Origin of the sequence: Nonomuraea sp. NPDC003560 (genome assembly GCF_042878785.1) — a bacterium.
GTDB lineage: Bacteria > Actinomycetota > Actinomycetes > Streptosporangiales > Streptosporangiaceae > Nonomuraea.
The window spans coordinates 351819-377859 of sequence record NZ_JBIAOF010000007.1 but is presented as its reverse complement, the minus strand read 5'-3'; the positions used below and the strand labels follow the sequence as shown (position 1 = coordinate 377859).

Annotated in this window: 22 protein-coding genes; 10 read left to right on the top strand and 12 right to left on the bottom strand. The window is 72.0% G+C overall.

The window, feature by feature from the left end; genetic code table 11:
* Positions 1-12 precede the first annotated feature (12 nt).
* On the top strand, positions 13-1977 hold the full coding sequence (locus ACFYUV_RS28285) for a glycosyl hydrolase family 28-related protein (RefSeq protein ID WP_387672966.1): 1965 nt from the start codon (positions 13-15) through the stop codon (positions 1975-1977).
* A gap of 86 nt (positions 1978-2063) precedes the next feature.
* Positions 2064-3326: an FxsB family cyclophane-forming radical SAM/SPASM peptide maturase gene (locus ACFYUV_RS28280; protein WP_387672963.1), complete on the top strand. Its 1263-nt coding sequence runs from the start codon at positions 2064-2066 to the stop codon at positions 3324-3326.
* A gap of 15 nt (positions 3327-3341) precedes the next feature.
* Here ACFYUV_RS28280 and fxsT read toward each other — a convergent pair whose 3' ends face one another.
* Positions 3342-5921, bottom strand: a complete 2580-nt coding sequence (gene fxsT / locus ACFYUV_RS28275; protein WP_387672960.1) for an FxSxx-COOH system tetratricopeptide repeat protein — start codon at positions 5919-5921, stop codon at positions 3342-3344.
* 287 nt (positions 5922-6208) lie between these two features.
* On the opposite strand from fxsT, the gene ACFYUV_RS28270 reads away from it, so the two are divergent.
* The 3 genes from ACFYUV_RS28270 (at position 6209) to ACFYUV_RS28260 (ending at position 10536) form a co-directional block, all read left to right on the top strand.
* Positions 6209-6388: a hypothetical protein gene (locus ACFYUV_RS28270; RefSeq protein ID WP_358292479.1), complete on the top strand. Its 180-nt coding sequence runs from the start codon at positions 6209-6211 to the stop codon at positions 6386-6388.
* Between the two features lie 186 nt (positions 6389-6574).
* A complete protein-coding gene (locus tag ACFYUV_RS28265; RefSeq protein ID WP_387672957.1) occupies positions 6575-9700 on the top strand; it encodes an NACHT domain-containing protein in 3126 nt (1041 codons plus the stop codon).
* A gap of 41 nt (positions 9701-9741) precedes the next feature.
* On the top strand, positions 9742-10536 hold the full coding sequence (locus tag ACFYUV_RS28260) for an SDR family oxidoreductase (protein ID WP_387672954.1): 795 nt from the start codon (positions 9742-9744) through the stop codon (positions 10534-10536).
* A gap of 106 nt (positions 10537-10642) precedes the next feature.
* On the opposite strand, the gene ACFYUV_RS28255 is transcribed toward ACFYUV_RS28260, so the two are convergent.
* Genes ACFYUV_RS28255 through ACFYUV_RS28235 form a run of 5 tightly spaced genes read right to left on the bottom strand, consistent with a single transcriptional unit; the run spans position 10643 to position 15353 of the window.
* Positions 10643-11170, bottom strand: a complete 528-nt coding sequence (locus ACFYUV_RS28255) for an NADPH-dependent FMN reductase (RefSeq protein ID WP_387672952.1) — start codon at positions 11168-11170, stop codon at positions 10643-10645.
* On the bottom strand, positions 11167-12498 hold the full coding sequence (locus ACFYUV_RS28250; protein WP_387672950.1) for an LLM class flavin-dependent oxidoreductase: 1332 nt from the start codon (positions 12496-12498) through the stop codon (positions 11167-11169). The genes ACFYUV_RS28255 and ACFYUV_RS28250 overlap by 4 nt, the downstream gene beginning before the upstream one ends.
* Positions 12495-13508, bottom strand: a complete 1014-nt coding sequence (locus tag ACFYUV_RS28245; protein ID WP_387672948.1) for an ABC transporter permease — start codon at positions 13506-13508, stop codon at positions 12495-12497. Before ACFYUV_RS28245 ends, ACFYUV_RS28250 begins: the two co-directional genes overlap by 4 nt.
* Positions 13501-14337 carry an ABC transporter ATP-binding protein gene (locus ACFYUV_RS28240; protein ID WP_387672945.1) on the bottom strand — a complete coding sequence of 279 codons (837 nt, stop codon included), beginning with the start codon at positions 14335-14337 and terminating at the stop codon, positions 13501-13503. The genes ACFYUV_RS28245 and ACFYUV_RS28240 overlap by 8 nt, the downstream gene beginning before the upstream one ends.
* Positions 14334-15353 (bottom strand): ABC transporter substrate-binding protein, encoded by a 1020-nt coding sequence (locus tag ACFYUV_RS28235; RefSeq protein ID WP_387672942.1) that lies wholly within the window; start codon positions 15351-15353, stop codon positions 14334-14336. Before ACFYUV_RS28235 ends, ACFYUV_RS28240 begins: the two co-directional genes overlap by 4 nt.
* A 432-nt stretch (positions 15354-15785) precedes the next feature.
* On the opposite strand from ACFYUV_RS28235, the gene ACFYUV_RS28230 reads away from it, so the two are divergent.
* Complete coding sequence (locus ACFYUV_RS28230; protein ID WP_387672939.1) at positions 15786-15980, top strand: hypothetical protein; 195 nt, start codon at positions 15786-15788, stop codon at positions 15978-15980.
* Positions 15981-16110: 130 nt separating this feature from the next.
* On the opposite strand, the gene ACFYUV_RS28225 is transcribed toward ACFYUV_RS28230, so the two are convergent.
* Entirely contained in the window at positions 16111-16800 is a 690-nt protein-coding gene (locus ACFYUV_RS28225; RefSeq protein WP_358292460.1) for a hypothetical protein, read from the bottom strand.
* Positions 16801-16881: 81 nt separating this feature from the next.
* Positions 16882-18057 (bottom strand): Ig-like domain-containing protein, encoded by a 1176-nt coding sequence (locus ACFYUV_RS28220; RefSeq protein ID WP_387672936.1) that lies wholly within the window; start codon positions 18055-18057, stop codon positions 16882-16884.
* A 209-nt stretch (positions 18058-18266) separates the two neighbouring features.
* Between ACFYUV_RS28220 and ACFYUV_RS28215 the strand changes: the two genes are divergently transcribed.
* Complete coding sequence (locus ACFYUV_RS28215; RefSeq protein ID WP_387672934.1) at positions 18267-19184, top strand: polysaccharide deacetylase family protein; 918 nt, start codon at positions 18267-18269, stop codon at positions 19182-19184.
* Between the two features lie 47 nt (positions 19185-19231).
* Here the strand turns inward: ACFYUV_RS28215 and ACFYUV_RS28210 are convergent, their stop codons facing one another.
* Positions 19232-19858 carry a hypothetical protein gene (locus ACFYUV_RS28210; protein ID WP_387672931.1) on the bottom strand — a complete coding sequence of 209 codons (627 nt, stop codon included), beginning with the start codon at positions 19856-19858 and terminating at the stop codon, positions 19232-19234.
* A gap of 227 nt (positions 19859-20085) precedes the next feature.
* On the opposite strand from ACFYUV_RS28210, the gene ACFYUV_RS28205 reads away from it, so the two are divergent.
* Genes ACFYUV_RS28205 through ACFYUV_RS28195 form a run of 3 tightly spaced genes read left to right on the top strand, consistent with a single transcriptional unit; the run spans position 20086 to position 22731 of the window.
* Entirely contained in the window at positions 20086-21564 is a 1479-nt protein-coding gene (locus tag ACFYUV_RS28205; RefSeq protein WP_387672928.1) for an aldehyde dehydrogenase, read from the top strand.
* Complete coding sequence (locus ACFYUV_RS28200; protein WP_387672925.1) at positions 21561-22295, top strand: gamma-glutamyl-gamma-aminobutyrate hydrolase family protein; 735 nt, start codon at positions 21561-21563, stop codon at positions 22293-22295. The genes ACFYUV_RS28205 and ACFYUV_RS28200 overlap by 4 nt, the downstream gene beginning before the upstream one ends.
* Positions 22273-22731, top strand: a complete 459-nt coding sequence (locus tag ACFYUV_RS28195; RefSeq protein ID WP_387672922.1) for a GNAT family N-acetyltransferase — start codon at positions 22273-22275, stop codon at positions 22729-22731. Before ACFYUV_RS28200 ends, ACFYUV_RS28195 begins: the two co-directional genes overlap by 23 nt.
* Before the next feature lie 84 nt (positions 22732-22815).
* On the opposite strand, the gene ACFYUV_RS28190 is transcribed toward ACFYUV_RS28195, so the two are convergent.
* Genes ACFYUV_RS28190 through ACFYUV_RS28180 form a run of 3 tightly spaced genes read right to left on the bottom strand, consistent with a single transcriptional unit; the run spans position 22816 to position 26018 of the window.
* Positions 22816-23664: a fumarylacetoacetate hydrolase family protein gene (locus ACFYUV_RS28190; protein ID WP_387672920.1), complete on the bottom strand. Its 849-nt coding sequence runs from the start codon at positions 23662-23664 to the stop codon at positions 22816-22818.
* Complete coding sequence (locus tag ACFYUV_RS28185; RefSeq protein ID WP_387672917.1) at positions 23657-24565, bottom strand: 3,4-dihydroxyphenylacetate 2,3-dioxygenase; 909 nt, start codon at positions 24563-24565, stop codon at positions 23657-23659. Before ACFYUV_RS28185 ends, ACFYUV_RS28190 begins: the two co-directional genes overlap by 8 nt.
* Positions 24558-26018, bottom strand: coding sequence for an aldehyde dehydrogenase (locus ACFYUV_RS28180; protein WP_387672914.1), 1461 nt, complete (start codon positions 26016-26018; stop codon positions 24558-24560). The genes ACFYUV_RS28185 and ACFYUV_RS28180 overlap by 8 nt, the downstream gene beginning before the upstream one ends.
* Between the last annotated feature and the right edge of the window lie 23 nt (positions 26019-26041).

Genomic DNA, 26041 nt, shown 5'->3' with positions numbered 1-26041 from the left:
TCCCGGAGGGTCGTGGCGGTGCTCGCCGCGGCCCTCGGCCTCCCCCTCGCCTCGCTCGCCGTCCCCGCGCAGGCCGTGGCGGCACATGGGCCCGTGGTCACCAGGGCCGCCCTCGACCCGGCCCTGGTCGCCGGCCGGGGCGCGCGCGTCGGCTTCGCCGAGCAGGAGGCCGAGAACGCCTCGACGGACGGCACGGTCATCGGCCCCGACCGCACCGCGTACACGCTGCCCGCCGAGGCGTCCGGACGGCGAGCGGTCCGGCTGACGCCCGGCCGGCACGTCGAGTTCACCCTGCCGGCCGCGGCCAACGCGATCACGGTCCGCTACAGCATCCCCGACGCGCCCACGGGCGGCGGCATCACCGCGCCGCTCGACGTCGCGGTCAACGGCCGTCACCGGGCCACCATGACGCTGACCTCGCAGTACTCCTGGCTGTACAACCAGTACCCCTTCACCAACGACCCCGGCGCCGACCTGCTGCACCCGGACTGGTGGATCACCGAGTGCTCCTGCGTGCCCAGCGCCACCACCCCGGCCCCGGCGATCGCCAAGCCGTTCCGGCCCAGCCACTTCTACGACGAGCAGCGCCTGCTGCTCGGGCGCACGTACCGGGCGGGCGACCGGATCCGGCTGACGGCGAGCGCCGGAGCCGCCTGGACGGTCATCGACCTGCTCGACTCCGAGCTCGTCGCCCCGCCGCGGATCGAGCCGGTCTCGGCCAACGTGCTGGCCTTCGGCGCGGACCCGTCCGGGCGCCGCGAGTCGTCGGCGGCCTTCGACCGGGCCGTCGCCTTCGCCCGGCGCGCCCATCTGAAGGTGTACGTCCCGCCCGGCACGTACCAGGTCAACCGGCACATCATCGTGGACGACGTGACGATCACGGGCGCCGGAAGCTGGTACACGATCATCAAGGGCCGCGAGGTCACCCTGGACGCCCCGGCGCCCGACGGGTCCGTCCACACCGGCGTCGGCTTCTACGGCAAGGACGCCGCGGACGGCGGCAGCCGCAACGTGCACCTGTCCGGGTTCGCCATCGAGGGCGACGTCCGCGAGCGCGTCGACACCGACCAGGTCAACGGCGTCGGCGGCGCGATGAGCGACTCCACGATCGAGGGCCTGCACATCCACCACACCAAGGTCGGCCTCTGGTTCGACGGCCCGATGAGCGGCACCCGCGTCACCGGCAACGTGATCGCCGACCAGATCGCCGACGGGCTCAACCTGCACACCGGCGTCACCGGCACGGTCGTGTCGGACAACTTCGTCCGCAACTCCGGCGACGACGGCCTGGCCATGTGGTCGGAGCACACGGCGGACGCGCGCAACACCTTCGACCACAACACGGTCCAGACGCCGGTGCTGGCGAACGGCATCGCGATCTACGGCGGCACGGACAACACGGTCTCGGCCAACCTGATCGCCGACCCCGTCCGCGAGGGCAGCGCCCTGCAGGTCGGCTCCCGCTTCGGCGCCGAGCCGTTCGCCGGCCGCCTGGACATCACCGGCAACACCACCGTGCGGGCCGGCACGTACGAGCTGAACTGGAAGATCGGCCTCGGCGCCATCTGGTTCTACGCCCTGGAGCGGAACATCGACGCCGACATCCGGGTGACCGGCGACCACTACCTGGACAACACCTACAACGCCGTCATGCTGGTCGCCGACTGGCCCGTCAAGGACCTCTACTCCATCACCGACCTGCGCTTCAAGGACGTCCGGGTGGACGGCGCCGGCACCTCGGTGCTCAGCGCCCGCGCCGCCGGCTCGGCCGCCTTCGAGAACGTGGACGCCCGCAACGTGGGCGCGGTCCCCGTGAACAACTGCGGCACCTTCCACTTCACCCCGTCCGGCTCGGAGTTCACGCTGACGGACGGCGGCGGCAACGACGGCTGGCTCGCCCCCTGGCTCCTGCCCAACACCCTCACCTGCGACGACCGCCCTCCGGCGATCCCGCCGCCGGCCCCCGCCCCCTGGTGAGGTCGAAAACACCGGCGAAGGGATTTTGACAGCGTGATTCCTGCGACCATGATGGAGGAGCACATTCGTCCCAGGAGCTGATCGACGTGCACGGAGACGGCGGAGCGCCCACCGGTCCGGGCGGCAACGAATGGCCCGCCGACCTCGACGTCGGGCTCCTGCTGGAGTCCGGCTGGCGCCCCACCGCCTTCCGGCAGTTCATCCTCAAGCTGCACAGCCGCTGCAACCTCGCCTGCGACTACTGCTACATGTACGAGATGGCCGACCAGAGCTGGCGCCGCCAGCCGCGGAGCATGGCGAAGCCGACCATCGACCGCGTGGCCGCCCGCATCGCCGAACACGCCGATGCTCACCAGCTGAAGAGCGTGGACATCACCCTGCACGGCGGCGAGCCCCTGCTGGCCGGCATGCCACACGTCCGATACGCGGTGAACGCCCTGAGATCGGCGCTCGGCGAGCGGACAGACGCGGTCGTCCAGGTGCAGACCAACGGCGTCCTGCTCAGCGAGGCGTTCCTGGACCTGCTCGCCGAGCTCGACGTGTACGTCGGCGTCAGCCTCGACGGTGACGCCGACGGGCACGACCGCCACCGCCGGCGCTCCGACGGGGAGGGCAGCTACGGCAAGGTGCGCGCCGGGCTGGCCCGGCTCACCTCCCCCGCCTATCGCCACCTGTTCAGCGGCCTGCTGTGCACGCTCGACCTGGCCAACGACCCCGTCATCACCTACAAGGCCCTGCTGGAGTTCCAGCCGCCGACGGTGGACTTCCTGCTGCCGCACGGCAACTGGGAGACTCCACCGCCCGGCTGGTCGGCCACCGCGCAGCCCTACGGCGACTGGCTCGTCGCCGTCTTCGAGCACTGGCGTTCGGTCCGGCCCAGGGCGACCCGGATCCGGCTGTTCAGCGAGATCATCCGGCAGTTGTGCGGCAGCCCGTCCAGGAGCGAGTCGATCGGGCTGGCGCCCGTGGCCATGGTCGTGGTGGAGACGGACGGCAGCATCGAGCAGGTCGACACGCTCAAGTCCGCCTACGAGGGGGCGACGCGCACCGCGCTGCACGTGTTGCGCGACTCCTTCGACACGGCGCTGCTCGAACCGGCCATCGTCGCCCGGCAGATCGGCCGTGACGCGATGTCGGAGACCTGCGCGTCCTGCGACATCGTGGGGATCTGCGGCGGCGGCCTCTACCCGCATCGTTATCGCGAGGGCAGCGGCTTCCGCAATCCGTCCGTCTACAGCCGCGATCTGTACCGGCTGATCACGCACATCCGGGGCGCGCTCCACCAGGAGCTGGCCGCGCTGTCCGGGACGGCCCCGGCGGCGCCGCGCCCGTCCTCCGGCGGGGAGTGACCGCGGCGCCTGCCGTCACACGGGCGGGGGGTCGAAGTCCAGGTCGAGATGGCGGCCTTCGTCCGCCGCCCGCGCGTCCGGATGCTCCATGCCGCGCGTCTCGCGGTAGTGGCGCATCGTCTCCTCGCGCAGGGCGGCCGCCTCCTCCTTGTAGTCGGCCCTGGCCAGGTCGGCGGCGAGGTTGGCGGCACAGGCCAGGGTGGTGGGATGTTGCTCGCCCACCAGGGGGCGAAGCTGCCGATGCGTGTCCCTGCCCAGCCGGCAGGCCGCCTCCAGCTCGCCGAGGGCGGCCAGGTCGCTGGCGAGGTTGACGGACGCGGTCAGCGCGTAGTGGTGCCCACCGCCCACCGTGGCCTTCAGCCCGGCGATGACGCGTTCGTTCAGCTCGCGGGCGCCCTCCAGGTCGCCGCGCACCCGTAGCAGGACCGCCACGTTGCTGGCGCTGCCGAAATAGTACGGATGGTTGGGCCCGTACACCCTCGGATAGCGCACCATGGCGTCCTGGGCCAGCTTGAACGCCCTGTCGATCAGGTCGTTGACCCGGAACGCGTTGGCCAGGCACAGAGCGGCGCCCAGCGTGCTCGGATGGTCGATGCCGTAGTTGCGCACGTAGCGCGCGTGCACGGTGGCGGCGAGTTCGAGGGCCTCGGCCGCCTCGCCCACCCGGAGCCGGGCGATGGCGAGGTCCTTCTGCGTGAGCAGGATGCGCGGATGGTCGGCGTCGAGCTGCTCCTGACCGTAGGCCAGCGCCTCCTCGCCGATGTCGCAGGCCTCCGCGTAGTCTCCGCAGAGCCGGGTCATGCGGCTCAGGCTGGCCCACAGGTTCAGGACCGTGCCCCGGGCCACGGCCGACTCGGCCAGTTGCGCCGCCCTCAGCGCCTCTTCGAGCAGTGTCCGCGCGCCGCGGTAGTCGCTGTTGAGCCCCAGGTCGAGCGCCAGGTTGTTGACCGCCATGAGCGTACGGGCGTGGTCGGGACCGAGGACGGCCTGGTGCACGCTCACCGATTCGGTGTCATGCTCGCGTGCCTCGACGAACAGGCCGCGACCGCGCAGATCGGCGCCGATGCCGTTGCGCAGCACCAGGGTGTCACGATGCTCGTCGCCGACCGTCTCCCGCATGGCGGCGAGCGTGGCCATGTCCAGGTCGTACGCTTCGTCGTAGCGGCCCAGGAACCGGAGCAGGTCGCCCTTGACGCGCTGCGCCCGCAACACGCTGATGTCCTGCCGGCCGGAGTCGGCCTTCCACCGCTCCAGGAAGCTGTCGACGTGCGTGCGCGCGACGTTGTGGTTGCCGGAGGCCATCAGGTATTCGAGGATCCGCAGCGCGAACTCCCGCACGTCCTCACGCTCGCTGTCGGCCAGCCTGGTCGGCGCGACATGGGCCAGCAGGGCGTCGAACCGGGGCCAGTTCGCGGGGTCGCCGGTGTCGCCGGGCGCCGCTCCGGCGAGCAGGGAGTGCACCTCCGCCCGGATCAGGTCCTGGGTGTCGGCCGGCAGGCCCTCCCGCAGCAGCGCCTGGATGAGCCGGTGCACCTGGATCGTGCGCTCGCCGGTGACCGTGCCCTGGCCGGGCTCGGCCTCGATGCGGACCAGCGCGTACTTCCCCAGTCTCTTGATCGCCTTGCTCAGCCGGAGCGGGTCGGCGAGCAACTCGGCCATGACCGGCCGCACCGGACCCCTGACCGGGCGGAACACCCCGCGCGGAATGGGCTCGGGCCCGAAGAAGGCGCAGCAACGCAGCAGCTCCATGGCTTCGGGCAGGTGCTCCTGGAGCGTGCTGACCGACAGCTCCCAGGCCGCGGACATCGACAACGGGTACTCGGCGGGCTTGCCCTCGCTCAGCAGGCTCGCGGTGCGCTCCTTGAGCAGGCGCAGGTACTCCTCCGGCGACATGCCGGTCTCGCTCTGCAGCGCGGCCGACTGCTCCAGCGCCAGCGGAAGATCCCCGAGAGCGTCGGCGAGCCGGGCGGCGTCGGCGTCGCTGATCGAGCGGCGCATGCGTCTGCCGAGGAACTGCATGCTCTCCTCGCGGCTGAACACGTCGACGGCGACCGTGCCGACCACGCCCTCCCACCGGTGGTTGCGCGAGGTGATGAGCACGTGCCCGGGGCCGGGGGGAATGTTCGGCTGGAGGTCTTCGGGCTCGTCGGCGTTGTCGAAGATCAGCAGCCACCGCTCGTACGGCTCCCCGCTGCGCAATCTCTCGATCACGGCGTCGGCGGCGTCCTCCGTGCTGGTCATGGTGGATCCCGGCACGCCCAGCCGCGGCGCGAGCTGCGCCAGGTTCGATCGCACGAGGCCCGGCTGGTCCGCGGGGATCCACCAGACGAGGTCGTACTGGTCGCGGAAGCGGTAGGCGTACTCGATGGCCATCTGGGTCTTGCCGACACCGCCCAGGCCGTGCAGGGCGCGCGGGCCTTGCGGCAGGTTGGGGGCGTGTGCCACCACCGCGGTGACCTGGCCCACGATCCCGCTGCGCAGCCTGTCGAGCAGCTCTTCACGCCCGGTGAAGTTCTGGTTCCGCGGCGGGACCTTCCAGACCGCGGGATACGGGCCCGTGGTCCCCCACGCCACCGACTCCGGTGAATCCGTCACGCGTTATCGCCTCCCGTCCGCGAGTCCCAGTGAGGGATTACCGCACTGGTGGCAGGGGCAAGATGGAGATGGCCGACATTATGCTGATTAGCGTACAGGTTTCATGCACGCCGGTCATTACGGTCAGCACTGTTAGCTGTTTTCCGGACAGCTATAATAGGGCAACGATAATGCCGGCACGCAGACAGTACCTTCCAGATCAACGTTCTCGCGAAACTTCGGAGCCGGTGTTCCGCGCCGCTCACGCCTCGCGAGGCGGCGAGTGTCGACCAGCAGAGGAGATGGCCATGGCACCGCAGCAGAGCGACCTGATCGACGCGCTCTCCATCGTGTCCGACCTTGACAGGCTCGGCGACTCCCCCATCGGCCTGACCGTCCGGGAGCTACTGGAGGAGCCCCGCCAGGCGGAGGACTGCAGGAAGTTCGACAACAGCACCCCGCCGCCGCCCCTGGTCGGCGACCGCTAGGGACCGGGTCCGGAATCGGCGGGGAACCAACACCTCGCCGATGCGGACCAAATACGTCATTCCACAACTTAATCGACATTAATTCCCATGCCGCTTTAATCCGGATAAACGGATCAAATATTGATTCGTCCGACGTCTAACCATATGGTCACATCAGTAACACAACCGTAGACGGCTCATCCTCCGATGTGGTGTAGGTCTTGTGTGACCGTAGGGTGGTTCAACTATTCGGATGCCGTGAAAGTGCTGGGCGGCGAGGGGAAACTGGTCAAGGCGCTCGACCGCCTGGTCGGAGGGCTGTTGCTCAGCGCGACCGGCCCGACGGGCGAGCTGGTGGTCAGCCTGTTCGACGTCGAGGGAGAGCTCGCCCGCGTGAGCGGACAGCTCGGCACGGCACTCCACGACCGCTTCTCCGGCCTCGGCAGATACCAGCGCACCCAACGGATCGCCGCCGCCCACGCCGTCATCGTCGTCACCGCGTTCTTCGAGGCCGTCCGGCAGGGGGAGGAGCACTTCGGCGCCGGGAAGCTGCGCATGCTCAGGTCGGAGCAGGTGATCATAGCGGGCGCCTCGGACGTGACCGGGAACCGGCTGGGCGACCTGGTCGAGCACCTCCTGCACGTCCAACTTCCCTGCCCAGGACCGACGCAGCCGTACGAGCAGGTCGAGAAGGCTCTGGACGACTACTACCGGCTGTTGTCCGCCCGGCTGCTGACGTTCCTGCGCGGGCTGCGCATGTGGGAGTCCATGACCGAGGCCCAGCGCGAGCAGGCCGAACGCTGGCTGACCGACGGCGTGCCGCAGGCGGCGCGCCGCCAGTACGCCGAGCTGTTCCACCGCCTGTGCACCGAGGTGCCCGAGATCGCGTACTGGGCGGCCCGCGTCGACCACCAGGCCACCCGTACCGTCATCGGATCGCTCGACACCGGTCTGCGCGATCTGCGCCGACTGCTCGAATCGGTCGTGTCGGGAGCCGTGCCCGGCGGCATCCGCGACGCGCTCTCGCAGCACTACCGGACGGCGTTGAACCAGCCCGTCATCTCCAGCGCCGACCTGCCCGACGACATGACCATGCCCACACTCGACCAGGCGTACATCAGCCCGTGCTTCCGCCGGGCGGTCGTGACCGGCTCGTCCCGGCCGGCCGAGTGGAGCTGGTGGCGGGACCGTCCTCTGGAGAACGACCTGCGCACGTTGCTCTTCGGCTACCTCACGCATCCGAGCGCCACCCAGCTCCCGCTGCTGGTGCTGGGGCAGCCCGGTGCGGGGAAGTCCGTCCTGACCAAGATCCTGGCAGCCAGGCTGCCGCCGGAGCAGTTCGCCGTCGTCCGCGTCCCGCTCCGGGAGGCGCCCGCCGAGCAGGACCTGCAGACGCAGATCGAGCACGCCATCCGGCAGGCCACGGGCGAGAACGTGCGATGGCCCGCGCTGTACGCCGGGGCCGCGAACATCGTCGGCGTGGTCATCCTGGACGGCTTCGACGAGCTGCTCCAGGCGACGGGCGTGAGCAACACGAACTACCTGGAGAAGGTGGCCGCGTTCCAGGAGCGCGAGGCTGCCCAGGGAAGGCCCACCGCGGTGATCGTCACGAGCCGTACCGTGGTGGCCGACCGGGCCCGCCTGCCGCGGGAGACCGTGGTGATCCACCTGGAACCGTTCAACGAGACCCAGGTCAAGCGGTGGCTGGACATGTGGAACCGGTTGAACGCCCGGTATTTCAGCGACCACTCCCTCTTCCCGCTGGAGCTGTCCACCGTCGCCGGGCTCGGCGAACTCGCCTCCCAGCCGCTCCTCCTGCTGATGCTCGCGCTCTACGACATGGACGGCAACCCCCTGCGTCACGAGCTGGGCAGACTGGACCGGGCACAGCTCTACGAACGGCTGCTCGTCAGGTTCGCCCGCAGGGAGGTCCGCAAGTCCGGCGACGCGCTGTCGGAGCAGGCGCTGGAGCGTTCCGTGGACCGGGAGCTGCTGCGGCTGTCGGTCGTGGCGTTCGCCATGTTCAACCGCAACAGCCAGTGGGCGACCGAGGAGGACCTCAAGGGAGACCTGCTCCACCTGCTCGCCGAGGAGAGCAGCCAGGCCGGCGAGTTCCGGACGCCGTTGAACCCCGCCCAGCTCGTCGTAGGGCGCTTCTTCTTCGTGCACGAATCGCAGGCGACGCAGGACGACCAGCAGCGGAAGACCTACGAGTTCCTGCACTCCACCTTCGGCGAGTATCTGGTCGCCCGGCTCACCACCCACGAGGTCGAGGACCTGGTGGCCGCGGCGGAACTGGACACCGGGCACGCCCGGCGCAACCGCCCGAACGACGATTTCCTGCACGCGCTGCTCTGCCACAACCCGCTGTCATCCAGGGAATCGGTGCTGGAGTTCCTTCAGGACCTGATCCGCGGGCTGAGCCGCGATTCGCGGGACATGCTCAAGCGCACCCTGCTGGCCCTGTTTCACGACGCGCTGTACTTCCGCAGCTCCCTGACCTTCGGCTCGTACCTGCCCGGCCGCGTCCGCGAGCTGCGCACCGCCCCCATGCAGTTCGCCACCTACAGCCTCAACCTGCTCGTCCTGCTGACCCTCGCCTGTGACGAGGTCACCGGCGAGGAGCTGTTCCCCGCGCCGCCGGTCACGGCGGGCACCCCGGTCTCGGTGGTGAGCAGGTGGCGGAGCATCGCCCGGCTGTGGCGGTCCCAGATCGCCTACAACGCCTGGACGAACCTGGTCCGCCACGTGGAGGTCCAGCGGTCGTGGCAGGACGGCGAACGCACCCTGCTCCTCAGGTGGGTGGGCAGCAGAGGATCCACCCCGCCGCTGGTCGACCTCTACTGGACCTTCGAGAGGGGGCCGGATCACGAGACCCGCGGACAGTCCTCCTGGATGCACGAGGAGTTCATGGCGGCCGCCCGCCACTTCCACTTCATCTGCGGTTACGAGGAAGAGCTGCTCGTCCACGCCCTGGCGCCGCTCACGGCCGAGCTGAGCCGCTCGCTGATGACCGTCGCCGGCTACTGGCCCGACCGCGCGATGTCGCCCGCTCATGCCCTGCTCCGCCTGTGGCTGCTGTCCAGCCGCGGCGGCGACCCGGCCGAACTGGCCGGCGCCTACGCCGACTGCATCCTGCTGAGCCAGGCGTTCGCCCCCTATGCCGACAAGGATGCGACCGCCTTCCTCGACATCGTCCTGGGACACCTCAAGCTGGACGCGCCCCGGCTGCGCGGCGTGCTCGCCCTGCGAGATCTGCGGCTCGGGCGGGACAAGCCCGAGATGGTGGCCAAGGTCCGCTCGGTGCTGACGGAGCTCGGCCTGACGCGGTGAGGCGGGCGCGTCAGGGGGCCGGAGGTGGGCAGGGAGAGGGCATGACCGACACCTACGACCGGGTCGCCATTGTGACGGGCGCCGACTCCGGCATCGGCAGGGCCACCGCCGTGCTGCTGGCCGAGCACGGGTTCGACGTGGGGATCACCTACCACGAGGACGAGGACGGCGCACGGGAGACCGCCGCGCTGGTACGGGACGCGGGCAAGGCGGCGGCCGTGCGCCGCCACGACCTGACCGACCCGGTCCGCGCCGCGCACGTCGTCGACGAGCTGGCCGGGGATCTGGGCGGGCTCGGCGTGCTGGTCAACAACGCCGGCACCGGGTCGTCGGAGCCGCTGCTCGACATGGACTACGAGCGCTGGCGTTCGGTGTTGTCGGTGGACCTGGACGGGCCGTTCCTGTGCGCGCAGCGGGCGGCGCGGCGGATGGTCGCCGAGGGGCGCGGCGGCCGGATCGTGAACGTCACCAGCGTGCACGAGGAGTACCCGAGGGTGGGGGCGGGGCCGTACTGCGCGGCCAAGGGCGGGTTGAAGCTGCTCAGCCGGGTGCTGGCGCTGGAGCTGGCCGCGCACGGCATCACGGTCAACACGGTCGCGCCCGGCGAGATCGCCACTCCGATGACCGGGCAGGAGGACCGGCCGCCGCGGGCCGGGAGCCGTCCGGGGTACCCGATCCCGCGGCCGGGCGACGCCCGGGAGGTCGCCGCGGTCATCGCCTTCCTGGCCTCGCCGGCCGCCTCGTACATGACCGGGTCGTCGGTGTTCGTGGACGGCGGCCTGGTCACGATGGGACCGCAGGCGGCGGGGGCGCTCCAGTCCGGCGACTGGCGTTGACCCCGCACCCCCGCCCGCCCGCTACCCACGCGGCACCCCCGCCCCCAGGCGAATGGCACCGCGGTCCTTCAGCCGACCCGCCGTGCTTCAGGCGGCCCGCCGTCGTTCAGGCGGTGGCCGGATGGCCGACCGCGAGGGCCGCGGCCACCTGCGGCGCGACCCGCTCCGCCCAGCGGCCCAGCAGCTCCTCCAGCACGGGCAGCTGCGACTCCAGCACCGCGAGCCCTGGTGTCGGCACGGTCGCGCCGAGCTCCACCAGCAGCGGACGCAGGTGCACCTCGACCGCCAGCGCGTGCTTCGGATCCCCCATGACCAGCAGCGGCAACGCCACCACCCCGGCCAGCGCCTCCGGCCGCAACCGGTCGAGGAACGCCTTCAGCAGCCCGGTGTACGTGCCCTTGTAGGTGGGGCTGGCCACCACCAGCACCCGTGCCTCGGCGACCAGCTCCAGCGCCACCTCTACACCGGGCGTGGGCCCGGGGGCGAGCAGGTGCGGCCCGAGCGCCGACAGGTCGATCACGTCGTGCGCGCCCGGGAGGCCGAGCCGCCGCGCGACGGCCTCGGCGGCCTCCACGGCCACGGTCCGCGTCCTGGAGCCCTCGCGGGGGTTGCCGACCAGCGCGACGACGCTCATCCGGCCACCGCCGCCGCCAGCCCGGCGGCGTACCGGGAGACGGGCCGGGTCAGGCCGTAGTTGTCGCGGAGGGTACGGCCCTCGTACTCGTACCGGAACAGGCCCCTGACCTGCAACTCCGGCACGACGTGGTCCACGAAGTCGGACAGTCCCGACGGGAGCAGCGGCGGCATGATGTTGAAGCCGTCGGCGGCCCCGGTGAAGAACCACTCCTGGAGCTGGTCGGCGATCTGCTCGGGCGTCCCGGCGACCACGCGGTGGCCGCGGCCGCCGGCCAGCCGGTTGAGCAGTTGCCTGACCGTCAGGCGTTCCCGCCTGGCCAGGTCGATGACGAGCTTGCGCCGGCTCTGCGCGCCCTCGGTCTCGACGGCCACGTCCGGCAGCGGCCGGTCGAGGTCGTCCTCGGACAGCTCGATGCCGGTCAGGTGGGAGAGCTGGGCCAGGCCGTAGGCGGGGATGATCAGGTCTTCGAGCTCCTTCTCCAGGTGCAGCGCCTCCCGTTCGGTCGAGCCGATGATCGGCGAGATGCCGGGCAGGACGAGCACGTCGCCGGGCTGCCTGCCGTGGGCGGCCACCCGTCGCTTGAGGTCGCTGTAGAACTCCTGGCCCTCCTCCAGGGTCTGCTGGGCGGTGAAGACGGCCTCGGCGTGCCGGGCGGCGAACTCCTTGCCGTCCTCCGACGACCCGGCCTGCACCAGCAGCGGACGGCCCTGCGGGGAACGGGAGGTGTTCAACGGCCCCCGGACGGCGAAGTGGCGGCCGATGTGCTCGACGGGATGGATCTTGCCGGTGTCGGCGTAGCGGCCGCCGGTGCGGTCGCCCAGGATGGCGTCGTCCTCCCAGCTGTCCCAGAGCTTGCCGACGACCTCCAGGAACTCGTCCGCCCTGGCGTAGCGGGCGGCGTGCGTGGGGCGTTCGACGCCGAAGTTGAGCGCCTCGGCCTCGCTGGCGGAGGTGACGATGTTCCAGCCGGCCCGGCCGCCGCTGATGTGGTCGAGGGAGGCGAACTTGCGCGCCACGTGGAAGGGCTCGTTGTACGTCGTGGAGACGGTCGCGATCAGGCCGATGTGGTCGGTCACCGAGGCCAGCGCGGCCAGCAGCGTGAGCGGCTCCAGCCCGCCGAGCGCGTTGTGCCGGACGTCGCCCTGCAGCGCCACGCCGTCGGCGAGGAAGAGCGAGTCGAGCTTGCCGCGCTCGGCGATCCTGGCCAGCTCCTGGTAGTGGCGGACGTCGGTCAGGCGGCTCGGCTCGGTGCGGGGGTGCCGCCAGGCGGCCTCGTGATGGCCGACGCCCATGAGGAAGGCGTTCAGGTGGAGCTTTCTCGTCACGTGGTCCTCCAGGTGGAGAAGCGGCGCTCGACGCCGATCAGGAGCAGGTTGAACAGCAGGCCGACCACGGAGATCGTGATGATGCCGGCGTACATGTCGGGGATGCGGAAGCTGGACTGGGCGTCGAGGATGAGGTACCCGAGCCCGGCCTTGGCGCCGACCATCTCGGCGAACAGCAGCACGAGGATCGAGTACGCGCCCGCCAGGCGCACCCCCGTGAAGATGGTGGGCACGGCGGCCGGCAGGACCACCTTCTGGAACAGCCGCACCGGGCCGAGGCCCATCGACCGGGCCGACTTGATCAGCAGGGGTTCGACGGTCTTCACGCCGCTGACGGTGTTGAGCAGGATGGGCCAGGAGCAGGCGTACAGGACGAACGCCACCTTCGTCGTCTCGCCGATGCCGAGGATGAGCGTGAAGACCGGCAGCAGCGCGACCGCCGAGGTGTTGCGGAACACCTCCAGCAGCGGGGTGAGGAAGTCGGCGACGGGCTTGTACCAGCCGATCAGCAGCCCGAGCGGGATGGCCAGCACGATCGCCAGGCCGAACCCGGACAGCGAGCGCGCCAGCGACGCCCCCAGGTGCTCCGGGAGCCGGCCCGTGAGCAGCAGGTCCGCGCCGGCGGCCAGGCTCTCCGACAACGGGGGCACGAACACGGGGTCCACCACGCCGAGGCGGGGCAGCACCTCCCAAGCGGCCAGGAGCAGCAGGATCGCGGCCGAGTTCCGCACCGCCCGCCGCGCCGGCCCGCCCGCCCGCCGCCACGTCGCCGCCTTCCGGCTCGTCCCGGCCGGGGCCGTCTTCCGGCTCGTCCCGGCCGACGCCGCCTTCCGGTCCTCCCCCTCGGTGGGCCGTACAGCGGCGGGCAGGACAGCGGTGGGCCGGACAGCGGCGGGCAGGACAGCGGCGGGTTCGTCCCGGGTGGCGGGGTCGGGGTCGTCGTCGGGGAGGTCGTACCAGTGGACGTCGCCCTCGGGACGCGTCCGTTCGTCGGCGCGGGCGTCAGTCATGCCGGATGGCCGCCTTCCGCTCCTGCACCTGCGCCGCGGCGACCTCGTCGCGCAGCAGCCCCCACACGTGGTGCCGGTACTCGCCGAAGCGCGGGTCGGCCCGCAGGTCGCCCTCGCGCGAGTCGAAGTCCACCTCGATGATCTCCTTGATCCGGCCCGGTCTGGAGGTCATCACGGCGACGCGTTGCCCCAGGTAGACGGCCTCGTCGATGCCGTGCGTGATGAACACGACGGTCTTGCGGGTGTGCTGCCAGATGCGCAGCAGCTCCTCCTGGAGCGACTCGCGGGTCTGCGCGTCGAGCGCGGCGAACGGCTCGTCCATCAGCAGGACGTCGGGGTCGAAGGCCAGGCTGCGGGCGATGGCGACGCGCTGGCGCATGCCGCCCGACAGTTCGTGCGGGTAGCGGTCCTCGAAGCCGGACAGTCCGACCAGTTCCAGGTGCCGCCGCGCCCGTTCCGTACGCTCGGCCCTGGGCACGCCCTTGGCCTCCAGCCCGAAGGCCACGTTGGCCAGCGCGGTCCGCCAGGGGAACAGCGCGTACTGCTGGAAGACGATCCCCCGGTCGAGGCCGGGCCCGGTGACGGGCGCGCCGTTGACCACGATCTGGCCCGACGTCGGCTCGGTGAGGCCCGCGACCAGGTCGAGGAGGGTGGACTTGCCGCAGCCGCTGGGCCCGACGAGCGTGAGGAACTCCCCTTCGCGGACGTCCAGCTCGATCCCGGACAGGGCGGTGAACGGCTCGCCCGCGTCCCTGACCGTGAACTCCTTGGAGACGTTCCGGATGCCGATCTTGGTCTGGACGCCGGTCTCGCCGATCGTGGCGGTCATGAGCCGCTCCCGTTCGCGTAGGGGTTGAACTCGTTGGTGTAGAGGTCGGTGGCCTTGACCTGGCCAGGACGGATCTCGCCCTCGCGCTGGAGCCAGTCGATCCACCGCTGGAACTCCCGGCTGTCGATGACGCCGCCCCTGCCCGCGATGCCGGTGCTCTTCCAGAGCTGCACGACGTCGGTGCTCTCGTTGCGCCCGCGCTTGGCGATGATCTGCTGGAACTTGGCGACGACCTCCTCGCGCGGGTGGGTCTGCGCCCAGGCGATGGCCTTGGCGAAGCCGGCGACGAAGGTCCGAACGGTGCCGGGGTTCCTGGCGATGAAGTCCTCGCGCAGCACGACGGACCCGGCCGTGAACGGCCCGAACAGCTCGACGTCGGTGAACAGCGGACGCAGCCCGCCGCGTTCGAGCGCCTTGTCCTTGAGCACGCCGCCGAGCGTGCCGACGTCGAGCTGCCCCTGCCGCAGCGCCTGCTCGGTGTTGACCGGCGGGATGACCACGAGCTGGACCTGCTCGATCTCGGCCGGGGTCAGCCCCTGACGCTTGAGGTACTCCTTGATGACGGCCTCGTGGTGGGCGCCGAGGGTGTTGACGCCGATCTTCTTGCCGATGAGGTCGCGGGCGGTTCTGATGGGGCTGTCGTCCTTGACGTAGTAGCCGTTGAACGACTTCTCGTCCGAGCCGTAGTAGCCGATCACCGCCTTGATCGGGGCCTTGGCCGCCTTGAGCTTGATGACGGCGCCGTCGAAGGCGCCGCCGAAGTCGGTCTGGCCGGTGGCCGCGGACTGGATGTCCTGCGGCCCCGAGGTGGTGTTGCCCACCCACTTGAGCTTGACGTCGCCGAGGTAGCCGAGCTCCGCGGCCAGTTCGGGGAAGGTGACGGTGCCCGTGCTGCCCTGGTAGCGGAGCTCCTTCACCTCCGGTTCGCCGGGTTTCGCCGAGCCCTCGGCCGCGCCGCAGCCGACGGTCACGGTGGCGAGCAGCACGGCGAGGAGTGCACGTCTGATGTTGATCACGATGAGTTCCTCTGGGGAGAACTGCGCAGGGGGTAGGGAGGTCTGCCGGAGGTGCGTGATCAGCGACACTGCGCGCTGGCGACGTGGCCGTGGTCCACGTGCGGGCGCCGGGTCAGGTAGAGGCCCTGGCTCATGCGTACGAAGCTACGGAACCCCGGACGCTAAGTCAACATTTCCTACTGGCTATACATGAAAAGGAGACCATGCCGGATGGGAATGCCTTTTCCACAGACGGCACGACGGGCGTGACGCGCCTGGTCAGCGAGGCACTGCCCGGCCTTGCGGCACGCCGGATCATCCGTTCGGCACGGCGGTGGGCCGGAAGGGCATTGGCGGGCCGGCGAAAGTCCGTCAATGTGAGACCTGCCTGTCGAGCACTTCGCCTCGCACCAGGAACGCCACGGGCAGGCCGGAGCCGATGAAGGAGCAGCCATGGCACCGCGGATCGTCACCCACCACCAGGACCTCGTCGACCTGTCCGTGCTCGCACCCGCGCGGCCGGCGGAACTCGGCAACTCCGTCATCGCCATGGAGCTGCTCGAACTGCTCCAATCGGCGCCGGAGGACGAGGTGTTCGCCGCGTTCGACAACAGCACGCCCGCGCCGCGCCGCCCCGGCGGCCGATGATCACGGCACCGGCCCCCACGTAAGGGCGCGGCGGTGGCCGGTCGTCCTGACCGGCCACACGCCACGCGAACGCCGTCCCCGGCCCTTCCCTGACCGGTCACGCACCAGGCGACTTCCCCGCTGTCCGGGGTCAGGCGAAGCGTTCGATCGTGACCGGGATCAGGCCCTGGCCGCGGATCGCCTGCCGGTGGTGGTGGAGCAGGGCGCCGATGGCGGCCAGCGGGCCGGCGCTCAGGCGTACGGTGACGTCCAGGCACCAGGCGATGCCGGGGCCGATGCGCCGCAGCTCCCAGGTGAAGGTGTGTCCGGCGGCGGTCGCCGTGGCGGTGCCGGCGATCCTGGCCCGCGGGTTCTCCCGCGGCGGCTCCAGGCGCAGGACCGTGCTGACGTTCGCCAGGCCGCGCTCGCCGAGCTCGCCCGCGAACAGGATGCGGTAGCGCCGGGTCTGCGCCGAAGGGGAGCCGCCCAGGTCGAGCGGGGCCGCGGCGGGAAGCGCCTGGCGGTACTGGAAGAAGGCCCGCAGCTCGGCCTCCTCCGGCAGCGCGCCGCCGCCGAGCATCGAGTAGGTCTCGCGGGCGTCGCGCCGGGTCACGGGCAGCACCCGGTCGCGCAGCGCGGGGTCGGCGCGGATGGCCCGGCTGGATCCGGGTGACTCGCGCCACTCGCCGCACTCGGCGGTCCATTCCGCGCAGTCGATGCCCGCGGCGGTGTAGTCGTCGCAGAGCACGAACTCCTCGACCAGGATGCCCAGGGGAAGTGTTCCGCGGCCACGGTCGGCGGCGTAGATCAGGTAGTAGTCCAGGGGTACGTCGGCGTCCATTGGCGACATGATCGTGGTGCGGGCCCCCGCGGGCAAGGCGACATTCTGATGTTCGCGCAGGTCCTGCAGTCAGATGACGGTCTAGCCGGTCACGGGTTTGCCCGTGGCGCTGCCGGCGAGCCATTCCGTCCACGACTTGGCCCACGGGGTCGGGCCGTTGCCGAATCGCAGCTTGCGCGAGGTGCCCGTGACCTGGATGACGTCGCCGCGCTGGGTGAAGTCGTAGAACCAGCGGGCGTCGGCGGGGCTGGCGTTGACGCAGCCGTGGCTGACGTTGGAGTTGCCCTGCGCGCCGGTGGACCAGGGCGCGGCGTGGAAGAAGGTGCCGCTGTAGGTCATCCGGACGTTCCACTTGGTCTTGATCCGGTACTCGCCCGGCTCCCCGATGGTGGCCGAGTCCATGACGGTCTCCGCGGCCTTCTCCTGAGCGATCATGGTGCCGGAGTAGCTGTCGTCGCCGGGTTTGCCCAGGCTGACGGGGATCGTCCGGACGACCTTGCCGTCCGCGGTGACGACGGCCCGGTGGCGGTCGGCGTCCACCTTGGTGACGTGCCGGGGGCCGACGGTGAAGGACAGGCTGCGGTCCCTGGTCCCCCACAGGTCCTCGCCCGCGCGCAGCCCGGCCAGGTGGGCGACGACCTTGACCTTCTCCCCCACCGGCCAGTACTCGCGCGGCCGGAACTGCACCTCGCGGTCGCTCACCCAGCTCCACGCGCCTTCGACCGGCTCGGACATCTCCACCACCAGCGAGCGCTCGACCGCCGCGCGGGCCTGCCTGGAGGTGACCGGGTGGGACAGCAGGAGCTGGACCGGCATCCCGACGCCGACCTTCTCGCCGTCCAGCGGCGACATGCCGCTCCGCAGGGCCCGCCTGGGCTTGAGCGTGGTGAAGGACGACCGCCCGGTGACGGCCTTGCCGTCGGTGCCGGTGGCCTGCGCGCTCACCGTGTACGACGTCGCCGGGCGCAGCGGCCACCGTGGCCGCCAGGTGCCGTCGGCCGCCGTCGAGCCGGTCACCTGACGTCCCTTGGCGTCGGCGACGGTCACCTTGGTGACCTTGCCGCCGGTGACCCGCACGCTGATCCCGGTGTCGGGGGCGACCTTCTCGGTGCCGTCCGCCGGGGTGATCGCGAGCTTGGCCACCGGGCCCTCGGCCTGCCGCGGGCCGCCCGGCGGCTGGGCGCCGCCGCCGGAGGCGCATCCGGCGAGCAGGAGCCCCGCGAGGGCGAGCGTCGTACTGGTCCGGCCGTTCCGCATCCTCGATGCCTCCCGTGCCTGACAAGGCGTCAACTTCTTCATTGAACGGTCTGTGCTGTCACGTGCGGACACTTCTGCCCAATGAGCATGGGAGAAACCTTCATCCGCCGATGACCACTCTTGCGAACCTTGCGGGCGGATCTGGTGTCCAACTCTCTGGAACGGTCCTTCTGGGCCGCTCTCAGGGGATGACGCACCGGGGGTGGTGCATGAGGGGGAACGTCATGAACGGCGGCATGAAGCGGTACCTGTCCGGTATCGGGATGACCGCGGCGACACTGGCCGTCACGACCGCGCTCACGGGGGCCACCCCGGCCCATCCCACGCCCTCCCCCACCCACCCGGCGCCGTCGGCCTCCCCCGAGCCGAAGCCCGACCACAAGCAGGACCACAAGCAGGACAACAAGCCCGGACACAAGCCGGACCGGACCGGGCCGTCCGCCGAGCCCACCGAGACCGCCGAGCCCACGGGGCCCGCCGAACCCGCCGAGCCCGCCGAGGCGGGCAAGCCCGACTGCCGCAAGGTCAAGTGCGTGGCGCTCACCTTCGACGACGGCCCGGGGCCCTACACCGGGACGCTGCTGCGTCACCTGGCGAAGTACCAGGCCCACGCCACGTTCTTCGTCGTCGGACAGAACGTCGGCGTCCACCCCGACGTGGTGCGGCGCACGGCCGAGGCGGGGCACGAGCTGGGCAACCACACCTGGTCCCACCCCGACCTGACCCGGCTGTCGCCGGCCGCGATCAGGTCCCAGCTCGCCCGCACCGACCAGGCCGTGAAGTCGGCCGCGGGCGTCGTGCCCGGCCTGGTGCGTCCCCCGTACGGCGCGACGGACGGCGACGTGCGGCGGCAGGCGCACCGGCCGCTGGTCCTGTGGAGCGTGGACACCCTCGACTGGCGCTACCGCGACAGCGCCAGGGTGGCCCGCGTCTCGCTCAAGCGGGTCCGCCCCGGCAGCGTCATCCTGTTCCACGACATCCACCCGACCACGGTCAAGGCCCTCCCGCGGGTGCTGAAGGGCCTGTCCGCCCGCGGCTACCGGTTCGTCACGGTCAGCGAGCTGTTCGGCGGCCGGCCGCCGAAGGTCGTCCACAACGCCCGCCGGCTCTCCGGCGGCCCCAGGTAGCCGGGCGCGTCCCGGCCCTCGCCCCTCGCCCCCGCGGCCGGTGGGCCCTACTCCTCGACGGTCTCCTCGTAGCCGATCGCGGCGTCCGCCGCGTCGCCGCCCGACTCGCGGGCCCGGTAGCTGTCGCCGCCGTAGAACCTGAAGGCGCCGTTGTCGGCCCGTTCTCCGACGGGCGGCACGCGGCCGTCGATGGCGATGTAGTACCAGCCGTAGCCGCCCTGCCGGTCCTCGCAGAAGTTGTTGACCACGCGCCGCCGGGACGGCTTCGCGACGCACACCTCGACCCACTCCGAGGGCGTCTCGATGGCGGTCTCCGCGCCGGGGCCGCCCTGCGGCGACGCCTTGGTGAGCTCGTCGTCCCCGGGGTCCTCGTAGGTGCCGCCGTCGGCCCGCTCGCCCACCGCGGGGACGGTGGCGTCGCCGGCGTAGAAGTACCAGGCGTAGCCCCGGCGCTCGTCCTCGCACGGGCGGTAGTCGGCCCTGGCCTGCGTGCCGGTGTCCACGCAGACGGCGATGCGGGCGGACGCGTCCTGCGCCGCGGCGTCGGACTCGCCGTCGGGCTCGTCGTCGATGACCTCTTCGGTCTCCTCCGGCGCGGCCGGCGGGCCGGTGTCGGCGACGGTGCAGCCGGTGGCCAGGACGGCGACGAGCGCGAGGCAGGCGAGTCGTAACAAGGATCCTCCACGGACTCGGAGTGACGACCGGCCAACGAGCGGGCCACCGGGCCGGGTTCCCCGCACGCGGCGGCGGGCCATTGACGACTAATCGTTTGGGACCGTACATTTTCGGAGCACCCGTCCGCGACAGAAGGGCCGACGATGCCGGTCAACGGCGACATGCCGACGCTCGACCAGACGTTCGTCACCGAACAAGCGGTGGCCGCCGGGGAGCGGGGCGCGTCGTGACCCACGAGGAATGGCTGAGCCGGGCCGCGGCGGTCGCGCGGCCGTCCGCGCACCACATCGACGGCGCCGACGAGCCCGGCGGCGCGTCCTTCACGGTGCGCTCGCCGCGCGACGGCCGGGTGCTGGCCGAGGTGGCCGACGGCGGCGAGGCGGAGGTCGGGCTCGCGGTGTCGGCGGCGCGGCGGGCGTTCGACTCCGGGCCGTGGCCGCGGATGGCGCCCGCCGAGCGCGGGCGGGCGCTGGTGCGGCTGGCGTCCCTGATCGAGGAGCGGCGCGAGCACCTGGCGCTGCTCGTCAGCCTGGAGATGGGCAAGCCGATCACCGACGCGCACGACATCGAGCTGCGCGCCGCGATCACCACCTTCCGCTGGTACGGCGAGCTGGCCGGCAAGCTGGCCGACGAGGCCCCGCACGTGCCCGCCGACGCCCTCGCCCTGGTCACCCGCGAGCCCGCCGGGGTCGTCGGCGCGGTCGTGCCGTGGAACTTCCCGCTCACGCTGGCCTCGTGGAAGGTGGCCCCCGCCCTGGCCGCGGGGTGCACGGTCGTGCTGAAGCCGTCGGAGCTGTCGCCGCTGTCGGCCCTGGAGCTGGGACGGCTGGCCACCGAGGCGGGGCTGCCGCCGGGCGTGCTCAACGTGGTCGCCGGCGACGGCCCCACCGCCGGGCGGGCGCTCGGCCTGCACCCCGGCGTGGACGTGCTGGCCTTCACCGGCTCCACCGCCGTCGGACGGCACTTCCTGCGTTACTCGGCCGACTCCAACCTCAAGCGCGTGTGGCTGGAGCTGGGCGGCAAGTCGCCCAACATCATCCTTCCCGACGCCCCCGACCTGGAGGCCGCCGCGGCCACCGCCGCCTGGGGCATCTTCTTCAACCAGGGCGAGATGTGCACCGCGCCGTCCCGCCTGCTGGTCCACCGGTCGGTGGCCGACCGGGTGACGGAGGCCGTGATCGCCCGCGCCCGCGCGCTGCGCGTCGGCGACCCGCTCGACCCGGCCACGGAGATGGGCGCCCTGGTCGGCGAGGCCCATCTGGAACGGGTGCGCGGCCACGTCGAGGCCGGTCTCGCCGAGGGCGCGCGGCTGCGTACGGGCGGCGGCCGGATCCTGGCCGGCACCGGCGGCGCCTACCTCGAACCCACCGTCTTCGACCGGGTGGACCCCGGCTCCCGGCTGGCCAGGGAGGAGATCTTCGGCCCGGTGCTGTCCGTGCTGGCCTTCGACGACGTCGAGGAGGCCGTCCGCCTGGCCAACGACACCGAGTACGGCCTCGCGGCCGGCCTGTGGACCTCCGACCTGGGCACCGCGCACCGCGTCGCCCGCGCGCTGAGGGCGGGCACCGTCTGGGTCAACTGCTACGAGGAGGGCGACCTGACCGTGCCCTTCGGCGGCATGCGGCAGTCGGGCAACGGCCGCGACAAGTCGGCGCACGCGCTGGAGAAGTACACCGAGCTCAAGACCACCTGGATCCAGCTGTGAGACCGCTGATCGCGATCCCCGCCCGCTTCTCCGCCACCGCCTCGGCCCTGCGCTATGCCGCCGAGGTGAGCGCCCGCGCCCTGGTGGAGGCCGTGTGGCGGGCGGGCGGCGAACCGGCGACCATCCACCCGGCGGGCACCGATGGCGTGGACGGCGCGGCGGCCCGGATGGCCAGGTTCGACGGCCTGCTCCTGCCCGGCGGCGGCGACGTCGCCCCCCACCGCTACGGCGCCCCCGACACCCACCAGGACGTCTACGACGTGGACGACGACCAGGACGCCTTCGACCTGGCCCTGGCCCGCCACGCCCTGGCCGCCGGGCTGCCCACGCTGGCGATCTGCCGCGGCCTCCAGGTCGTCAACGTGGCCCTCGGGGGCACGCTGGAGCAGGACATGGGCGGCCCCGAGGGCGGCCACCGGCACGTCGTGCACCCGGTGTCGCTGCGCCCCGGCACCCTGCTGGAACGGGCGGCCGGGACGGCGAAGGTGGAGGCGTCCTGCTTCCACCACCAGCGGGTCGAGCGGCTCGGCGACGGCCTGTCCCCCGCCGCGCACGCCGCCGACGGCACGGTGGAGGCCCTTGAGGTCGACGGCGCGCCCGGCTGGTTCGCCGCCGTGCAGTGGCATCCCGAGGACACCGCCCATCGCGATCCGGCCCAGCAGGCCCTGTTCGACGCGCTCGTCCGCGAGTCGGGGCATCATGGCTGTCATGATCCGCGCCGCCGTCCCTGAGGACCTGCCCGCACTCCACGACCTCGCCGTCGCCTTCTACGCCGAGGACGGCTTCACCACCCCGGCGCAGACGCTGAAGGCCAACCTCGCCAGGCTGATCGCCGCGCCCGGCGTCCGGGTCGCGGTGAGCGAGAGCGAGGGCGGGGGCGGGGGCGAGGGCCGGCTGGTCGCGTTCGGCATCACCACGACCACGTTCGGGCTGGAGCAGGGGCTGTACGCCGAGCTGGAGGACCTGTTCGTCGTGCCGGAGGCGCGGCGGCGGGGCGAGGCGGAGCGGCTGATCGAGGACAGCCGCCGGTGGGCCGCCGCCCAGGGCTGCACGGCCCTGGAGATCGTGATCGCCCCGAACGGCGCCGACGTGAGCCACCTGTTCGCCTACTACGGCAGGCGCGGCTTCCGCGACGAGGGCCGCCGCATCCTCAGCCACCCCCTGTGAGCCTCCGGGGGACGACGGGCCGCCGCCTCCCGGACGCTCACAGGCGCCCCGCGGCTCACCAGCGGCGGGCCGCCGCCCCCGACGCTACGGGCGGTGTGGTGGGCGGATGCCGCGGAACTCCCAGTCGCCGCCGAGTGCGGTCGAGCGCACCTCCTCCGACTCCGTCGGCTGCGCGCCGACGTCGGAGCGGATCGGCACCGGCCCGGTCACGACGTGGTTGGTCAGCCGGCCGAGCCCTTCGGCCTCGACCTCGACGACGTCCCCCGGCCGGACGGGCCGCGAGCCCGCCGGGGTGCCCGACAGCAGCACGTCGCCGGGGAAGAGGGTGATCGTCCGGGCGATGTCGGCGACCAGGTAGTGCATGTCCCAGGTCATCTCGTCGGTGTTGCCGTCCTGGACGACCTCGCCGTTGACGTACGTGCGTAGGCGTTTGCCGCGGAAGTCCCAGCCGGTCACCAGGCCGGGGCCGAGCGGGCAGAGCGTGTCGGAGCCCTTGACGCGCAGCATCGAGCCGGCGTCGGTGTCGCGGAAGTCGTGCAGCCCGAAGTCGTTGGCCACGGTGTAGCCCGCGATGTGCGCGCCGGCCTCGGAGGGGGCGATGTTGCGGCAGGTCCGGCCGATGACGATGGCGATCTCGCCCTCGTAGTTGAGCCACTTGCAGCCCTCGGGCCGCACGACCGCGCCCCGGTGGGAGTTGAGCGAGGAGGTGGGCTTGTGGAAGTAGGTCGGCGCGTCCGGCAGCCGGGTCCGGAACTCCTCGACCCGGCTGCGGTGGTTCAGGTGCACCGCGATGATCTTCGTGGGGACGACCGGCGGCAGGTGCGCGGCCTCGTCGGCGCCGATCCGGCGGCCGTCCGCGGCGACGAGCTCGTCCCCGTCGCGGACGGTCTCGGTGACGGCGCCGTCGAGCAGGACGCGGCGGTACTCAGGCATGGGCGTTCTCCTGTCGGGGTGCGGTCCAGCCGCCGGACGGGCGGTCGAACCAGAGCAGGGCCTGGCCGGTGCCGACGGAGTTCTCGTACTCGCCGTACTGGCGGGCGGGGGCCGTGCAGCGCTCCTCGCCGAGGGCGCCGGCCAGCATGACGTAGTGGTGGAAGCGGGCCTCGGGCTTGTACGTCCGGAACTCCGGCATCGTGCGCAGGACCTCGTCGTGCCGGCCCTGCCGGAACCATTCGATGCGCCGCAGGTCGGCGGCGCGGGCCTCGGGGGTGAAGACGTGCCGCGGGTCGCTGGACTCGTGGTCGCGCAGCTCGCGCAGCGGCCAGAACGTGTGCGACAGCGCGCCGGAGGCGATCACCAGCACCCGCCGGTCGGTGGCCGCGACGCCGTCGGCCAGCGCGCGGCCGAGCCGCAGGTGGTCCTCCATGTCGCCGGTCTGGCAGACGCCGATGCTCACCCAGCGTTTGCCGGGCAGGCCCTCGCCGAGGTACTTCCACAGGTTGGTGGTGGCGTAGTAGATCGGCAGGTACTCGTCGTCGATGGGGGTGATCCAGGTGCCGTGCCGGCCCGCGAAGGAGGCCACGTTGCGGGCCAGCTCGGGGTCGCCGGGGAAGTCGTACGGCATCCGGCACATGCCGCGCGGCAGCTCCTCGGAGGTGTACAGCCCGGCCCGGCGCGCCTGGGCGGTGACCACGAACTCGACCGTGGTGGCCCAGTGGGAGTCCAGCACCACGACGGTGTCGTAGTCGTCGCGCTCGAAGACGTCCCGGCGCAGCTCGCGCAGGCCGGTGACGAGGGTGATCTCCTTGCCCTCGTTCAGCTCCAGCCGGGTGGGCTCGGGCAGCACGATGGTGGGGACGTGCGCGAGCAGGCCCGCGCCGACGATCTCACCCATGGTCGTTCCAGCCCTTCGGCGCGGTGACGGTGTTCTTCAGGTCGCAGTAGAAGTCGAAGCTCCAGGTGCCGCCCTCGCGGCCGACGCCGGACTCGCGGGAGCCGCCGAAGGGCGCGCGCAGGTCGCGCACGAAGAAGCAGTTGACCCACACCGTGCCCGCCACCAGCCGTTCGGTGACCCGGCGGGCGCGCTCGCGGTCGCCGGTCGCGACGGTGGCGGCCAGGCCGAAGCGGGTGTCGTTGGCCAGCCGGACGGCCTCCTCCTCGGTCTCGAACGTCTGCAGCGTGAGCACCGGGCCGAAGACCTCCTCCTGGACGATCTCGCTGTCCTGGGCCACGTCGGTGAGCAGGGTGGGCCGGTAGTACAGGCCGTCGCCGCGCTCGCCGCCGATGACGGCGCGCGCCCCGGCCGCGAGGGCCCGCCGGACGAACCCGTCGATCTTCTCCACCTGGCGCGGGTGGATGTTGGGGCCGACGTCGGTGGCCTCGTCGCGCGGGTCGCCCTGGACCAGGGCCGTGGCCCGTTCGGTGAATCGGCGGACGAACTCCTCGGCGATCGGCGCCTCGACCAGCAGCCGGGTGGCGGCCAGGCAGACCTGCCCGGCGTTGTCGTACTGCTCGACGGCCAGGGCAACGGCGAGGTCGAGGTCGGCGTCGGCGAAGACCAGCAGCGGCGACTTGCCGCCCAGCTCCAGGCTGAGCGGGGTGAGGTTGGCGGCGGCCGAGCGGGCGATGCGCCGCGCGGTCGGCACCGAGCCGGTGAAGCTGACGCGGCGCACGCCGTGGTGCTCGACCAGGGCCTGCCCGGCCTCCTCGCCGAACCCCTGGACGACGTTGAAGACGCCGTCCGGCAGCCCGGCCGCGGCGGCGACGTCGGCCAGCAGGGAGGCGGTGAGCGGCGACCACTCGGCGGGCTTGAGCACCACCGTGTTCCCGGCGGCGAGCGCGGGGGCGATCTTCCAGGTGGCCAGCATGAGCGGCGCGTTCCACGGCGTGATCAGGGCGCAGGGGCCGGCCGGGTCCCAGGAGACGTGGTTGGCGTGGCCGCGGGTGTCGAAGTCGTCGTGGCCGAGGCCCTCCAGCCAGTCGGCGAAGAAGCGGAAGTTGTGCGCCACGCGCGGCATGACGCCGCGGCGGTGCGAGCGCAGCAGGGCGCCGTTGTCGCGGGTCTCGACGGCGGCCAGCTCCTCCAGCCGCTTCTCGACGCCGTCGGCGATGGCCCGCAGCACGGCGGCCCGGCCGGCGCGCGGGGTGGCGGCCCAGCCGGGGAAGGCGTCCTGGGCGGCGGTGACGGCGGCGTGCACCTCGTCGGGGCCGCCGCGGGCGATCTCGCCGAGCGCGGCGCCGTCGATGGGCGAGAGGTCGGTGAACGTGCGCGCGGAGGCGACGCGCCGGCCGCCGATCCAGTGGCGGGTGTCGACGGTGACCCCGGCGACGGTGATCTGTTCGGACATGTCGGGTGCTTCCAATCTCAAGG

Excerpts from the sequence above, each read along its gene's own strand:
- ACFYUV_RS28190 (WP_387672920.1), bottom strand. The coding sequence starts at position 23,664 with ATGCCTGAGTACCGCCGCGTCCTGCTCGACGGCGCCGTCACCGAGACC.
- ACFYUV_RS28240 (WP_387672945.1), bottom strand. The coding sequence starts at position 14,337 with ATGACCGCCACGATCGGCGAGACCGGCGTCCAGACCAAGATCGGCATC.
- ACFYUV_RS28270 (WP_358292479.1), top strand. The coding sequence starts at position 6,209 with ATGGCACCGCAGCAGAGCGACCTGATCGACGCGCTCTCCATCGTGTCC.
- ACFYUV_RS28260 (WP_387672954.1), top strand. The coding sequence starts at position 9,742 with ATGACCGACACCTACGACCGGGTCGCCATTGTGACGGGCGCCGACTCC.
- ACFYUV_RS28195 (WP_387672922.1), top strand. The coding sequence starts at position 22,273 with ATGATCCGCGCCGCCGTCCCTGAGGACCTGCCCGCACTCCACGACCTC.
- ACFYUV_RS28215 (WP_387672934.1), top strand. The coding sequence starts at position 18,267 with ATGAGGGGGAACGTCATGAACGGCGGCATGAAGCGGTACCTGTCCGGT.
- ACFYUV_RS28180 (WP_387672914.1), bottom strand. The coding sequence starts at position 26,018 with ATGTCCGAACAGATCACCGTCGCCGGGGTCACCGTCGACACCCGCCAC.
- ACFYUV_RS28230 (WP_387672939.1), top strand. The coding sequence starts at position 15,786 with ATGGCACCGCGGATCGTCACCCACCACCAGGACCTCGTCGACCTGTCC.
- ACFYUV_RS28255 (WP_387672952.1), bottom strand. The coding sequence starts at position 11,170 with ATGAGCGTCGTCGCGCTGGTCGGCAACCCCCGCGAGGGCTCCAGGACG.
- ACFYUV_RS28220 (WP_387672936.1), bottom strand. The coding sequence starts at position 18,057 with ATGCGGAACGGCCGGACCAGTACGACGCTCGCCCTCGCGGGGCTCCTG.
- ACFYUV_RS28185 (WP_387672917.1), bottom strand. The coding sequence starts at position 24,565 with ATGGGTGAGATCGTCGGCGCGGGCCTGCTCGCGCACGTCCCCACCATC.
- ACFYUV_RS28265 (WP_387672957.1), top strand. The coding sequence starts at position 6,575 with ATGTGGTGTAGGTCTTGTGTGACCGTAGGGTGGTTCAACTATTCGGAT.
- ACFYUV_RS28225 (WP_358292460.1), bottom strand. The coding sequence starts at position 16,800 with ATGGACGCCGACGTACCCCTGGACTACTACCTGATCTACGCCGCCGAC.
- ACFYUV_RS28245 (WP_387672948.1), bottom strand. The coding sequence starts at position 13,508 with ATGACTGACGCCCGCGCCGACGAACGGACGCGTCCCGAGGGCGACGTC.